The 13,649-nt window shown below is 33.7% G+C and carries 11 protein-coding genes; 4 read left to right on the forward strand and 7 right to left on the reverse strand.

The features are described 5' to 3' along the window. Positions 1–108 precede the first annotated feature (108 nt). Positions 109–636 (reverse strand): superoxide dismutase family protein, encoded by a 528-nt coding sequence (locus tag ACHRV0_RS06915; RefSeq protein ID WP_089058713.1) that lies wholly within the window; start codon positions 634–636, stop codon positions 109–111. 212 nt (positions 637–848) lie between these two features. Between ACHRV0_RS06915 and ACHRV0_RS06920 the strand changes: the two genes are divergently transcribed. The 4 genes from ACHRV0_RS06920 to ACHRV0_RS06935 all read left to right on the forward strand — a co-directional run bounded on the left by ACHRV0_RS06920 (position 849) and on the right by ACHRV0_RS06935 (position 3,397). Next, positions 849–1,286 (forward strand): META domain-containing protein, encoded by a 438-nt coding sequence (locus ACHRV0_RS06920; protein ID WP_395440322.1) that lies wholly within the window; start codon positions 849–851, stop codon positions 1,284–1,286. A 61-nt stretch (positions 1,287–1,347) separates the two neighbouring features. Continuing rightward, positions 1,348–1,866 (forward strand): DUF4251 domain-containing protein, encoded by a 519-nt coding sequence (locus ACHRV0_RS06925; RefSeq protein ID WP_129023418.1) that lies wholly within the window; start codon positions 1,348–1,350, stop codon positions 1,864–1,866. A 61-nt stretch (positions 1,867–1,927) separates the two neighbouring features. Further along, positions 1,928–2,824 carry a transporter gene (locus ACHRV0_RS06930; protein WP_395440323.1) on the forward strand — a complete coding sequence of 299 codons (897 nt, stop codon included), beginning with the start codon at positions 1,928–1,930 and terminating at the stop codon, positions 2,822–2,824. A gap of 87 nt (positions 2,825–2,911) precedes the next feature. Next, positions 2,912–3,397, forward strand: coding sequence for a hypothetical protein (locus ACHRV0_RS06935; protein ID WP_089053186.1), 486 nt, complete (start codon positions 2,912–2,914; stop codon positions 3,395–3,397). A gap of 57 nt (positions 3,398–3,454) precedes the next feature. Here ACHRV0_RS06935 and ACHRV0_RS06940 read toward each other — a convergent pair whose 3' ends face one another. The 6 genes from ACHRV0_RS06940 to ACHRV0_RS06965 all read right to left on the reverse strand — a co-directional run bounded on the left by ACHRV0_RS06940 (position 3,455) and on the right by ACHRV0_RS06965 (position 13,562). Beyond that, positions 3,455–5,968: a mechanosensitive ion channel family protein gene (locus tag ACHRV0_RS06940; RefSeq protein WP_395440324.1), complete on the reverse strand. Its 2,514-nt coding sequence runs from the start codon at positions 5,966–5,968 to the stop codon at positions 3,455–3,457. An 88-nt stretch (positions 5,969–6,056) separates the two neighbouring features. Further along, on the reverse strand, positions 6,057–7,148 hold the full coding sequence (locus tag ACHRV0_RS06945; protein WP_129023414.1) for a glycoside hydrolase family 18 protein: 1,092 nt from the start codon (positions 7,146–7,148) through the stop codon (positions 6,057–6,059). Between the two features lie 228 nt (positions 7,149–7,376). Continuing rightward, positions 7,377–9,182: an acyl-CoA dehydrogenase family protein gene (locus ACHRV0_RS06950; protein ID WP_395440325.1), complete on the reverse strand. Its 1,806-nt coding sequence runs from the start codon at positions 9,180–9,182 to the stop codon at positions 7,377–7,379. Positions 9,183–9,378: 196 nt separating this feature from the next. Next, positions 9,379–10,560, reverse strand: coding sequence for a thiolase family protein (locus ACHRV0_RS06955; protein ID WP_395440326.1), 1,182 nt, complete (start codon positions 10,558–10,560; stop codon positions 9,379–9,381). A 104-nt stretch (positions 10,561–10,664) separates the two neighbouring features. After that, entirely contained in the window at positions 10,665–13,055 is a 2,391-nt protein-coding gene (locus ACHRV0_RS06960; protein ID WP_395440327.1) for a 3-hydroxyacyl-CoA dehydrogenase NAD-binding domain-containing protein, read from the reverse strand. Positions 13,056–13,103: 48 nt separating this feature from the next. After that, on the reverse strand, positions 13,104–13,562 hold the full coding sequence (locus ACHRV0_RS06965) for a MarR family winged helix-turn-helix transcriptional regulator (RefSeq protein WP_395440328.1): 459 nt from the start codon (positions 13,560–13,562) through the stop codon (positions 13,104–13,106). Between the last annotated feature and the right edge of the window lie 87 nt (positions 13,563–13,649).

Below are 13,649 nucleotides of genomic sequence, written 5' to 3' on the forward strand. Positions count from 1 at the left end.
TGACTTCAATTTATAGCTGCAAAGCTATATCTTTTTCTTGTTTTAGTGTGAATATAAAATAAAATAACCACTAGATTTTTGTGAAAAAATAGTGGTTATCGGTTTTATTTATTTGATAATTCCTGCGCAAGCAACTCTTCCGCCGGCATTTCCAGTTGGTTGAGTCGTAAAGTCATCAGTACCTTGATGAACAATTAAACCTTTTCCTAGAATATTTTTTGTTTCATCTTCGCAGCCAATGCACCATTCGTCAGTTGTCATTGTAATTGTTCCATTTCCTTTTTCATCCGCGGTAAAATTTCCAATATCACCTTTGTGATACTCTCCAACGCCCCATTTTCCATGCTTTTTAAAGGTTGGATTCCAGTGTCCTCCTGCGGAACTTCCATCAGCCGAAGTACAATCTGCTTTTTCGTGAATGTGTATAGCGTGAACACCTGGTGTTAATCCTGATATTTTTGCTGTAAAAGTCACCTTACCGTTTTTCTCTGTAAAAGTTGCCGTTCCTGCTACCTTGCTGTTGCTTTTAGGTTCTAAAGCTACAGTCAGAGTTTTGGCATCACTTGATTTTGTATTTGTTTTACAACCAATGACTAAAGCTGTAATTATAGCGAAAGACGCGATTATTTTTTTCATATTTATGGGCATTTAAATTAAATATTAAGTAAATTTAACATAAAATAACGACAAAGCGAGGTTGTAAAAGTTAAATAAAAGTCAAACTATTCCTTGTAATTTATTGAATGCACCAATACGAAACGGATTATATTGCGTAAATTAGTAGTGATTTTGAGTCCTGATTTTGTTCAAAAAAAGACTCAGTATGTTTAAATTTAATACTTTATTTTATGATGAAAAGAATTTTTACCATAGCCTTTCTAAGTGTATTGTTGATTTCTTGTAGTGCTTCTAAAGGCAAAAAAAATGATACAACAGCTAAACTTGATGGAAGTTGGGAACTTAATTTTATTACAGGTCCAAGAATTACCTTTGAAGGATTATATCCAAATAAGAAACCGACCATAAATTTTAATACAAAAGATAGTCAGGTTTCAGGTAATAATAGTTGTAATTCGTATACAGGAAAACTTGTTTTAGATGGTAATAAAACCGATTTTACACAACCTATGGCAGTTACTAAAATGATGTGCCTTGACGGACAGGGAGAAAGTGTGTATATGAATACGCTTCAAAAAATAACTTCGTATGATATTACAGATGATGGAAAAACACTTCTATTTATTTCTGGAGATATTGTCATGATGAGATTCACGAAAAAACAGTAAGGTTGCTTACTGTTTTTTTTTGATTTGGTTGATTGTTAAACAATATAAATGCTATTTAAAAATGAAAACTAAATTATCTATTTTATTAGTATTACTGGTCTTTCTGAATTTTTCTGTCTCAGCACAGCAAAAATCTAAAAAAGAACTAAAGGCCGAGAGAGAACTGCAAAAACAGAAAGAAATTGAGGCTTTGATTGATGCTAAAGATTTTGTTTTTGAAGCGCAAAAAGCTACTCCTACAGGAGGCAGGATTATTGATTTAGATTATAAAACTTATTTTTTAAATTTTAATACTGTAAAAACAACTTGTGATTTACCCTTTTTTGGACGTGGGTTTAATGTGGGATATGGAACAGACGGAGGAATTAAATTTGAAGGAGTACCTGATAATTTAAAGATTGAAAAGAATAAAAAAAACTATGTTGTGAAAGCAACAGTTAAAGGGAAAAATGATGTTTTTGATTTGGTATTTACCATCTTTTTTAATGGAAACAGTTCTCTTTCTGTCAACAGTAACAATAGATCTTCTATTTTTTATGATGGTATAGTAAGCGCGCCGAAGAAGGCTGTGAATAAGTAGTAAAGAGTTAGTATTAATGATGCCCTGAATTATTTTTATGCTAAAAAAGTCGTCTTGTTTTTTGTCTGTAAAGTGGTTGTTTGTATTATTATTTTTCTTTGGGGTATTATATTCCTATAGTCAAGATTTAGAACCAAGAGTTTACGCTAATGTTGCTAAAGATTTGAATGTTGTAGCAATTGGCTATGTTTTTATGAATGGTAATGTACTCACAGATCCTTCGCTGCCAATTACAGATTTTACGCTTCACAGCCACAATTTAGCAGTAAATTATATTCGAACTTTTGCAGTTTCTGATAAATTGGCTCGTGTACAAGTTGTGTTGCCTTATACATTCATGGATGGTTCGCAAACACGCACAAATGGTGATGTTTTAACAGGATCAAGAACTGGATTTGCAGATATGAAAGTTCGGTTAGGAATTAATTTATTAGGCTCTCCTGCACTCGATAAGACAGAATTTAGAAATTTTGAGCAAAAAACGATTTTAGGGGTAAGTTTAGTAACCTCAATACCAACGGGCAGATATTATGATGATAAACAAGTTAATATAGGAACAAACCGCTGGGGATTTAAACCTGAAATTGGAGTTTCAAAACGTTTTGCACATGTATATGCTGAAGCCTATGGCGGTATTTGGTTTTACACTAATAATAATGATTTTCTTGGAAAAAAATTAGAGCAAAAGCCAACTTATAGTTTACAGGCTCATGCCAGTTATTATTTTCAAAATAAAATGTGGGTAGGATTTAATACAAACTGGTTTTTTGGCGGAAAAACAATTACAGATGGTGTTTCTGATGACAGCCAAATTGATAATTGGCGGGTAGGAGCAACATTTTCAACTCCCATGGCAAAAGGGCAGTCTATAAAATTTCAGTATCATGTTGGAGCATATACTAATAACGGACTTAATTATTATGCTTTATCAGCTGCTTATCAATATTCATTTTTTTAGATAGAAAAAAAATGTACGATTAATGTGTTAAAAATCAGTATATTTGAGTATGCATAATCCACTAAGAACAAATTTAAAATCAAAATTATGAAAAAATTAAGTCTTATTTTTATTTTGGCTGCGGCCACGTTTTCTTCTTATGCTCAATCTTCTTTCAAAGAAGATTTAGATGTTGTACAAAGTGTTTATGGAAAATCGAAAAGTGATCTTGTAAAAGAATACATGAATTTATCTGATACTCAATCTGCAGCATTTACAAAAGTTTATGACAGCTATGAAGCGCAGCGTAAAGCTCTTGGTCAAACAAAATTTCAACTGCTTAATGATTATGCGGCCAATTACGCAACATTAACAGATGAAAAAGCAGATCAATTGGCAAAGGCGGCTTTGAAAAATGAAATTGATTACGAAAAGTTATTTTCAAAAACGTATGGTCAGGCAAAAAAAGCTGTTGGATCTATAAATGCGGCAAAATTTATACAGTTAGAAGTTTATCTTCAAACAACAATTCGTAACGAAATACAAAATTCAATTCCGTTTATTGGAGAATTAGACAAAGCAAAATTGAATTAAGAGATTTATATTGGCATAAAAAAGGCAGTTATTGTAATAACTGCCTTTTTTTTATACTCAATTTTCATTTTCGTCTTTCCTTTTATTTTGATCCTGTTTGATATAAATATCTTGCTGCGGAAAAGGAATTTCTATATTATTGGCTCTAAAAACTTTATCAATTTCAATAATTAAATCACTTTTTACATCACTTGCAAAATTTATATTTCCAACCCAATATTTAATAACAATATCAATAGAACTGCTGTTGAAAGTGGTTATCCAAATAATTGGTTCTGGATATTGAAGTACCAAAGAATGGTTTCTTAATATTTCATTCAACAAGGATTTTACATTTTCTAAATTAGTTCCGTACGCCACTCCAATAGAAATGTCTGTTCGTTTTTTATTGTTTGAAAGCGTCCAATTCGTTAAATGCTGGCTTAACAAATCTCCGTTTGGTATTATAACATCGGCACCGTCAAAAGTTCCCACAACACTGCTTCGGATACCAATAGATTTCATTTTTACCATTTGACCGCCTATTTCAATTGTATCATTTATATTAACAGGTTTTTCAAAAGCAATTATTAAACCGCTGACAATATTATTTACTAAAGTTTGAAGTCCAAATCCGATACCAACACCTAAAGCACTAATAATAATAGTTAAACGGTCAACAGGAATACCAGATGATATAAAAGCAAGACTTATTCCGATACTAAATATGGCAATTTGTATGAAAAGCATCCAGCTGCCAAATTTGTTTTTTTTAACGCCAGAAGATGAATTGATAGAAGTGCTGGTTAAAAACGCAACAATTTTAGCAATGACTACAGAAGCAATAATGATAAAAAAGAAAACCACAATACTTTGATAAGAATAATTGAAATCACCAATGTTTCGTGGTTCTGTAAAAAAGCCAATAATTGGATCAAGAATGGCTTGAAATAGATATGAATTCTTGCCTATAGACACCAGCCATCCAAGAACAAATAGAGTGTTAATTTTAGGATTAGTACTTATTTTTTCTAATTCGTTGCTGTTTAATAATTTCTCTTCGTTTGATTCTCTTAAATAATTAGAATAGTTTATAATGTCAGCAAGCAAACGGTACGTTGTGGTGAACAAATAATACATCAAAACCGTTATAATACCGTTTATAGCTAGAAGCTTTCCTAAATTATAGTTTTTACCAATTAGGATGAATAATATAGAAGCGATCTCAAAAGTTATTAAAACATATAAGCTGTATTTGAAAAAGGGATTTAAAATCTCTTTATTCTTTTTTAGATTATAAACTGTAAATGCAATTGATGAAAAAGCTATTATTAAAATTAAAATGACCTCTTTTACAGAGTGTGTTAGAATATTATTGTCATACAATCCTAGAAGAATAATAATGACATAAGCTTTCCAGACAAACTTTTCTTTTGGCGTAAAATATTCTTTATTTACGATGGTTAAAGCAATTATCGATACCAGCCAAATGAGCGCTGTAAAAGCAAAAGGAGGGTAGGTGAAGAAAAAATTGAACAAAGTAAATGAAACTAATACAGCGCACGAAATGGGATGTCTGAATATTTGTTTGGAAAGTTTTGTGGTATTGTAAACGCCCTCTTTTTTATACTTATTTTTAAGAAACAATAGATAAATGACTAGAACGACTGCAAGCAGAAGCATTAAAACAATTGTTTTAAAATGATTTGAAATGAAGAATATTAATATGATCGATTCTTTGGTAAGCGAGTAAAAAAACGATTCATAAAAAGACATTTCACTTGAGTTGGTACTAAAAATTGTTCCATCAGAATCTAATAGATTTTGAAATTCATTCTTTCGTATATTATCCGTCTCAATGATGTCGTTTTGCAGATCATACTTAAAATGTCTCGCGGTAATTTGCAGTTTACTGATACTGTCAAGTGCGTCCTTAAATCGTTTATTAAGCGAGTTGACATTAGAGTACATTTGAGAATAACGATCATAATATAGAATCTTTCGCAATGAATCTTTTGGAAGTGCAAACAGCGATTTTTGAATCGTTAAAGAATCAATTTTTCCTTGTATTTTGCTTAACTCGATGCTGTTGTTTTTGATCTTAGAAAGTTGAATTTCAAGACGCGTCTGTAATTCATTAAGCATAATCGATGTAACGGTTATGTTTCTAAGTGTTTGAAAATCATTTTGATTTTTGATTATACCATCTATAGCCGTTTTTTTTAGTTTGATAGCATAATCTAGTTCTGTGGTGAAAGCTTTGTAATCAATACCTGTTTTTAAAATGACATTGGCATCCTGAATGTTTTTAGAAATGGCATCAAATAATAAATTATGATTTTTGGTTATTTTATTTTCAATATAAAGCTGTCTGCTTTTCTCTTCATCTAATTTGAGTAAACTTTCAATTTTAGTATTTTTAGGAATCTCATTTTTTAGTTTTAGACTATCTTCTAAAATTGAATTTTGAGCATAAGATGTATAAACTGGACTTGCAGTTAAAAGTATAATTGCAAGTACTTTTAAAACAGTAAAGTTAATTATGATGTTTTTATAAAAAATAGTATTGCGAATTATAGTCGAAAATATCATAATACTTTGCTTTTGGGAGTTACCCCAAAAATACTATAAAAAAAAACAACCTAAAAAAAGTTTTTTTAGGTTGCTTAGTATTCTGTTTTTATTTGTTTCTAGTTTCGTATATGGTATTTACCATTCCGTTACGAGGCGCATCTAGAGGAAGTTCCCAGAACATTATACCGCCAAGTTTCTTAGCTTTTGCATATTCTGTTTTAGCTTTTATTGAAGTTAAATCGTCTCCAGTAGCAAATGTTTTTTCTTTTTCATTATACCAGTAAGGCGCTTTAGCTTTATCATCCCAAAAATATTTCCATCCGTTAGCTTCCGTATAATAAGTAGCGAAGTTTTTAAAATCAACCCCTTGAATATGTTCTCCAGCTTGATAAAGACCATTGTTTACATTAGCAACATTTTTCCATGTTCTAGTGTAAAAAGCACCTCCAATAACTAATTTTTCAGCAGGAATTCCAAGTTTTAGCAAGTAACTAACAGCTCTGTCTGTTGATTCTTCTTTTGGATTTGTACTGTACAATGGAGTATGATGTCCAGTTACCTTAGAATAACCGTTTACTAAATCATAACTCATAATATTAATACGATTTACGTATGGCGCAACTGCTTTCCAGTCTATAGATTCATCCAGACATTTTTGAAAACCACCTGCAGCAAAACTTAGTTCATATTTTTTACCCATTGTTGAGCGTAAAATTTTAAGAAGTTCTGTAAAATTTGGCTTGTCAGCTGCCTGATATAAATGACCAGGAAGACCTTCGATAGATGGATATTCCCAATCTAAATCTAAACCATCAACTTTAAAATAGTTGCTGACTTCTTTTACAGATTTAGCAAAAGTTAATCTCCCCTCAGCAGTAGAAAATGCAGCAGAGCAAGGTTCGCAGCCACCCCATCCGCCAAGTGAAAGTATGATTTTTAATTGTGGATTTTTAGCTTTTAAAGAAACTAAATGTTTAATAGTAATTGAGTCTTTAGGAGAGTCAACACCTAATTTTCCATCTCTTAAATGGCAAAAACTAAAGATAATTTGATCCAGCTTATTTACTTCGTATTCGTTTATTAGTTTATCATCGCCTGTATAATAAGCTATGATATCCATTTTTTTGTTTTTCTGTGCAAAAAGATTTGTTGATAAACAGCACAGCAAAAGCATGGCAATCAGGTTAATTTGTTTCATTTTATGTTTTTTTAGCGTTTTTAGAATGCTAAATATAAAGGAATACAATCGATATTTAACTATTTTATTGACCTTAAAAAGTTAATTTTAACGAATATTTTGCAAATCGTTGCAAAAATATTGCGCTTAATCATTGAGCATATTTACGTAAAGAACAAAAAAATAAACCCGCACAGTTTCGGAGTTGTGCGGGTCTAAACAAATTAAAAGCTAAAAACTATTTTTATATTAGAAGCAGTAAGTATTTTCTGCAACTAATTTTGCGGCAATTTTTTCTCTCAACGCCACTACGTTTGGCAAGTTGGTGTATTTAGTGAAACGTTTAAGTCCCATTAACATCATACGTTGTTCGTCGCCTTCAGCAAAAGAAGCAATTCCTTCTTTTCCTCTTAAGTTTACGATATCTACAGCTTTGTATAAGTATAATTTTGCCATAGCGATTTGCTCCTGAACTTTGTCTTCGCCTTGAGCTTTTGCTAATTTTTCAGTTCTCAAAATTGTACTTTCAGCCATGTAAATTTCGATTAAGATATCAGAAGCAGCCATCAATAATTGTTGGTGAGAATCTAAATCCGGACCATATTTTTGAACAGCGCTACCAGCAACCATTAAGAAAACTTTTTTCAAGTTAGCAACGATTCCTTTTTCCTCAGCAAATAACTCAGAGAAATCTGGAGTATCAAAAGATGGAATTCCCATTAATTCTTCTTGAACTTTCATTGCTGGTCCAAGTAAATCAACGTGACCTTTCATTGCTTTTTTGATCAACATACCTACAGAAAGCATTCTGTTGATTTCGTTTGTACCTTCGTAGATACGAGCGATACGAGCATCTCTCCAAGCACTTTCCATTGGAGTATCTTCAGAGAATCCCATTCCACCAAAAATTTGAATTCCTTCGTCAGAACAAGATTGAACGTCTTCAGAAACCGCTACTTTCAAGATAGAACACTCGATAGCGTATTCTTCAACACCTTTCAATTCAGCTTCTTGGTGAGAAGTTCCTTCCGCTTCACGAGCAGCGATTCTGTCTTCGATGTCTTTTGCAGCACGGTAAGAAGCACTTTCTCCAGCATAAGCATTAGTTGCCATTTCAGCTAATTTAGAACGGATAGCTCCAAAAGATGAAATAGATGTATTGAACTGAATTCTTTCGTTAGCATATTTTACAGCTCCAGAAGTAACTCTTCTTTGAGCATCTAAACAAGCAGCAGCCAATTTAATACGACCAACATTCAAAGCATTCATTGCGATTTTGAAACCGTTTCCTCTTTCAGATAACATGTTTTCAACAGGAACTTTCGTTTCGTTGAAGAAAACCTGACGAGTAGAAGAAGCACGGATTCCTAATTTATGCTCTTCTTCATTCATAGAAATTCCGTTTGCTGGATCGTTTTCTACGATGAAACCTGTAATATTTTTATCATCACCAATACGAGCAAAAACGATGAAAACGCTGCAGAAACCTGCATTCGAAATCCACATTTTTTGTCCTGTGATAGAGTAGTATTTTCCGTCTTCAGATAAAACTGCTTTAGTTTTTCCTGAGTTAGCATCAGATCCTGCACCTGGCTCAGTTAAGCAATAAGCTCCAAACCATTCTCCAGAAGCCAATTTTGGAACATATTTTTTCTTTTGTTCTTCTGTACCGTAAAGTGTAATTGGCATAGTTCCAATTCCAGTGTGTGCACCAAAAGCAGTTGAGAAAGAACCTGTTGCTCCAGAAATGTAGTCACAAACTAACATTGTAGAAACAAATCCCATTCCTAATCCGCCGTACTCTTCTGGAACCGCAACTCCAAGAAGTCCAAGTTCACCAGCTTTACGCATAGATGATTCTGTATAAGCGTAATCTTTCTTTTCGAAACGATCTTTATGCGCCCATAATTCTTTGTCTACGAACTCCTTTACAGAGTCACGCATCATTAACTGCTCTTCCGAGAAATCTTCTGGTGTGAAGATATCCTCGCATTTTGTTTCTTTAACTAAAAACTGACCACCACGAGTCACGTTTTTTTCGATTGTATCTGCCATTGCTAATGTTTTTTTGTATGTTTTTTATTTATGGTTTTTGTACACAATCTTGTCATTTCGACGAAGGAGAAATCTTCGCAAGTAGCTCTACAACGAGATTCCAATCTTTGTCGAGTTTCTCGTGAAGATTTCTCCTTCGTCGAAATGACAAACTGAATGTATACTTTACTTAATAATACTTTCTTATAATATTTTCTTATAATACTTCGTAGATCCCAGCGCTTCCTTGTCCAGTCCCCACACACATGCTCACGATTCCGTATTTATTACCTCTGCGTTTCATCTCATCAAATAACTGAACAGAAAGTTTAGCTCCTGTACATCCCAGAGGGTGACCTAAAGAGATCGCTCCACCATTTACATTTACGATTTCTGGATTAATGTTTAACTCACGAGTAACTGCTAAAGCTTGTGAAGCGAAAGCCTCGTTTAATTCAATTAACTCAATATCATTTAATGTTAATCCCGCTTGTTTTAAGGCTTTCGGAATTGCTTTTACAGGACCAATACCCATAATTCTTGGCTCAACACCCGAAGAAGCAAAGTTTACTAATCTAGCGATAGGCTCAAGGTTTAATTCTTTTACCATTTCTTCGCTCATGATTAAAACGAAAGCAGCACCGTCGCTCATTTGAGAAGAGTTACCAGCCGTTACGCTTCCGTCAGCAGCAAAAACGGGTCTTAAACCTGCTAAAGCTTCTTTAGAAGTCCCTGCTCTTGGACCTTCGTCTTTATTTACAACGTATGATTTTGTTTCTTTTTTACCATTTTCGTTGATGAAAGTCTGCTCAACAGTAATTGGAACGATTTGTTTGTCAAATTTTCCTTCTGCTTGTGCTTTTAAAGCTTTCATATGAGAGTTGTAAGCAAACTCATCTTGATCTTCTCTTGAGATTTTGTATTGGTTAGCAACCGCTTCAGCAGTTAAACCCATTCCCCAATAGTAATCTTCGTGACCTGCAGCAGCAACTTTATAATCCGGAGTTGGTTTGTAACCTCCCATCGGAATAAAACTCATACTTTCTGCACCACCAGCGATGATACAATCTGCCATTCCAGATTGGATTTTAGCAGTCGCCATCCCGATAGTTTCTAACCCAGATGCGCAGTAACGGTTTACTGTAACTCCAGGAACATCTTCTACTTTTAATCCCATTAAAGAGATCAAACGTCCAACGTTTAGACCTTGTTCTGCTTCTGGCATGGCATTTCCTACCATAACGTCGTCGATACGTTTTTTGTCAAAATCAGGCAGTTCATCCATCATAAACTGAATGGTTTCTGCAGCTAATTCATCAGGTCTTTTAAATCTAAAAACACCTTTTGGAGCTTTTCCAACTGCTGTTCTATATGCTTTTACTATATATGCTGTTTTCATTTGTTTTGTTTTTTTAAGATTTATTAGAAGAAAGAGGCAAGAGGCAAGAGAAAAGACAAAACTTTGTTTTAAAGTCTTGTTTCTTGCTTCTTTCATCTTATTCTCTAATTACGAAGCGGTTTTCCTTTAGTTAACATATATTGAATTCTCTCTAAAGTCTTGCGCTCAGTACATAAACTCAAGAAAGCTTCACGTTCGATATCTAATAAATATTGTTCAGATACTAAAGTTGCTTCAGATAAATCACCACCAGCCATTACGTAAGCCAGTTTGTTTGCGATTTTCTTGTCGTGCTCAGAAATGTATTTTCCAGCTTCCATTTGATCCGTTCCAACTAAGAACATACCTAAAGCTTGTTTTCCTAATACTTTAACATCTGTTCTTCTGATAGGTTGTGTATAACCAGCTTCTGCCATTAACAACGCATGTTTTTTAGCTTCAGCGATCTGACGATCTTTGTTTACTACAATAACATCTTTTCCATGTTGAAGAAGTCCAGTGTCAAAAGCTTCATAACCAGAAGTCGAAACTTTAGCCATAGCGATTGTTAAGAAATACTCTTGAAGAACGTTCAATTCCACATCATTTTTACGGAATAAATCTGAAGCTCTTAAAGCCATTTCTTTAGATCCACCACCACCAGGAAGTACACCAACACCAAATTCAACTAATCCCATGTACGTTTCTGCAGCAGCAACTACTTTATCAGCGTGTAAGCTCATTTCGCATCCACCACCAAAAGTCATTCCGTGAGGGGCAACTACTACTGGAATCGAAGAATAACGAACACGCATCATTGTATCTTGGAACAATTTAATTGCCATGTTCAATTCGTCGTATTCTTGCTCAACCGCCATCATGAAAATCATTCCGATATTAGCTCCAACAGAGAAATTCGCTGCTTGGTTACCAATAACTAAACCTTGATATTCTTTTTCAGATAAGTCGATTGCTTTATTGATAGCTTGTAGAACGTCACCACCAATGGTATTCATTTTAGATTGGAATTCTAAATTCAAGATTCCGTCTCCTAAATCCTGAATAATTGCTCCACTATTGCTCCAAACTTTTTTGCTTTCGCGAATGTTGTTTAGGATAATGAATGAATCTTGTCCAGGAACTTTTACTTGTGATTTTGTTGGAATGTTATAGAAATAAGTTGCTCCTTCTTTTACAGAGTAGAAACTTTCGCTTCCAGAAGCCAACATTTCAGTAACCCATGCAGCTGGCGCTAAACCTTCCGCTTTCATGATTTCAATTCCTTTGGCAACACCAATTGCATCCCAGATTTCGAATGGACCATTTTCCCATCCAAAACCAGCTTTCATGGCATCGTCAATTTTGTATAATTCGTCTGAGATTTCAGGAATTCTGTTTGATACATAAGCAAACATTCCAGCGAAACTCTTACGGTAGAATTCTCCCGCTTTGTCTGTTCCTTTTACTAAAACTTTAAAACGGTTGATTGGTTTATCAATAGTTTTTGTTAGTTCAAGCGTAGCAAAATTTGCTTTTTTCGCAGCACGGTATTCTAATGTATTTAAGTCTAAAGAAAGAATATCTTTATCTACTTTTTTATAAAAACCTTGTCCGGTTTTGCTTCCTAACCAATTATTTTCCATCATTTTGTTGATGAAATCAGGAAGTTTGAACAATTCGTGTTGTTCGTCAGTTGGGCAGTTTTCATAAATACCATTAGCAACGTGTACCAAAGTATCCAATCCAACAACGTCAACGGTACGGAAAGTAGCCGATTTTGGACGACCAATTACTGGTCCTGTCAATTTATCAACTTCTTCAATAGTTAATCCCATTTCTTTTACCAAGTGGAATAAACTTTGGATTCCGTAAATACCAATTCTGTTTCCAATAAACGCCGGAGTATCTTTAGCAACAACCGAAGTTTTTCCTAAGAATTTAGATCCGTATTCGTTTAAGAAATCCAATACTTCAGTTGAAGTTTTTGGACCAGGAATAATTTCAAATAATTTTAAGTAACGCGCAGGGTTAAAAAAGTGTGTTCCGCAGAAGTGCTGTTGAAAATCTTCGCTTCTTCCTTCACTCATAAAGTGAATTGGAATACCAGAAGTGTTAGAAGTAACCAAAGTTCCCGGTTTACGGAATTTCTCGATTTGTTCAAAAACTAATTTCTTAATGTCTAAACGCTCTACAACAACCTCGATAATCCAGTCAACATTAGCAATTTTTGCCATGTCATCTGTTGTATTTCCAGTTGTAATTCTGTTTGCGAATTTCTGACTGTAAATAGGAGATGGTTTTGATTTTAATGAATTCGCCAAATGTTCGTTTACCACACGGTTGCGAACGGCTTTACTTTCAAGTGTTAATCCTTTTTTAGCTTCAGCTTCGGTCAATTCACGCGGTACAATGTCAAGAAGTAAAACTTCGACACCAATGTTAGCAAAATGACAAGCTATACCTGAACCCATAATTCCGGATCCAATTACAGCAACTTTTTTAATTGTGCGTTTCATAATTTGTTACTATTTGTTTTTTTACAGAATCAGGACAATCAAAATTGATTACTTTTCTTCTGTGTTTTCTGTTTGATTAAATATGTTTTTATCGTGAATCAGTTCGTTGATGATTTCAGAAACTTCGATAAAATGATTCAGTTTTTCTTCTGAAACATGTTTTCTAACGCTTTCATTAAACTTTAGAACTGTATTTTTAGATAAATCTCTTTTTTCTTTTCCAAAATCGGTCAGATAGATCAAAACACCTCTGCCGTCACTTGGATTCTTTTTGCGAACTATTAAACCTTTTTCTTCCATAGATTTTAAAGTTCTTGTTAAGCTGGTTGCTTCCATGCCCATTCTCGGTCCTAAAGCGGTTGATGGAGTTCCTTCTTCCTTGTCCATACTTAAAAGAGCAAATCCCGTTGCCATTGTTGCGTCGTATTTTGCAGCCTCTTCATTATACATTCTTGAAACAGCCTGCCATGTAGCTCTTAAAATATAATCTATTGTTTTGTCTTTCATAGGTAACTATATCGATTTCAAATATAATTAAAAAATACTATGCATGCATATGATTTTTTAATAAATTTTTGGTTAATTAAAAAACAT

Origin of the sequence: Flavobacterium sp. FlaQc-30, from assembly GCF_044005885.1 — a bacterium.
Classification (GTDB): Bacteria; Bacteroidota; Bacteroidia; order Flavobacteriales; family Flavobacteriaceae; genus Flavobacterium.

What these genes read in the sequence shown, in the direction of transcription:
- ACHRV0_RS06915 (WP_089058713.1), bottom strand. Translation starts at nt 636, where the DNA reads ATGAAAAAAATAATCGCGTCTTTCGCTATAATTACAGCTTTAGTCATT.
- ACHRV0_RS06920 (WP_395440322.1), top strand. Translation starts at nt 849, where the DNA reads ATGATGAAAAGAATTTTTACCATAGCCTTTCTAAGTGTATTGTTGATT.
- ACHRV0_RS06925 (WP_129023418.1), top strand. Translation starts at nt 1,348, where the DNA reads ATGAAAACTAAATTATCTATTTTATTAGTATTACTGGTCTTTCTGAAT.
- ACHRV0_RS06935 (WP_089053186.1), top strand. Translation starts at nt 2,912, where the DNA reads ATGAAAAAATTAAGTCTTATTTTTATTTTGGCTGCGGCCACGTTTTCT.
- ACHRV0_RS06940 (WP_395440324.1), bottom strand. Translation starts at nt 5,968, where the DNA reads ATGATATTTTCGACTATAATTCGCAATACTATTTTTTATAAAAACATC.
- ACHRV0_RS06945 (WP_129023414.1), bottom strand. Translation starts at nt 7,148, where the DNA reads ATGAAACAAATTAACCTGATTGCCATGCTTTTGCTGTGCTGTTTATCA.
- ACHRV0_RS06950 (WP_395440325.1), bottom strand. Translation starts at nt 9,182, where the DNA reads ATGGCAGATACAATCGAAAAAAACGTGACTCGTGGTGGTCAGTTTTTA.
- ACHRV0_RS06955 (WP_395440326.1), bottom strand. Translation starts at nt 10,560, where the DNA reads ATGAAAACAGCATATATAGTAAAAGCATATAGAACAGCAGTTGGAAAA.
- ACHRV0_RS06960 (WP_395440327.1), bottom strand. Translation starts at nt 13,055, where the DNA reads ATGAAACGCACAATTAAAAAAGTTGCTGTAATTGGATCCGGAATTATG.
- ACHRV0_RS06965 (WP_395440328.1), bottom strand. Translation starts at nt 13,562, where the DNA reads ATGAAAGACAAAACAATAGATTATATTTTAAGAGCTACATGGCAGGCT.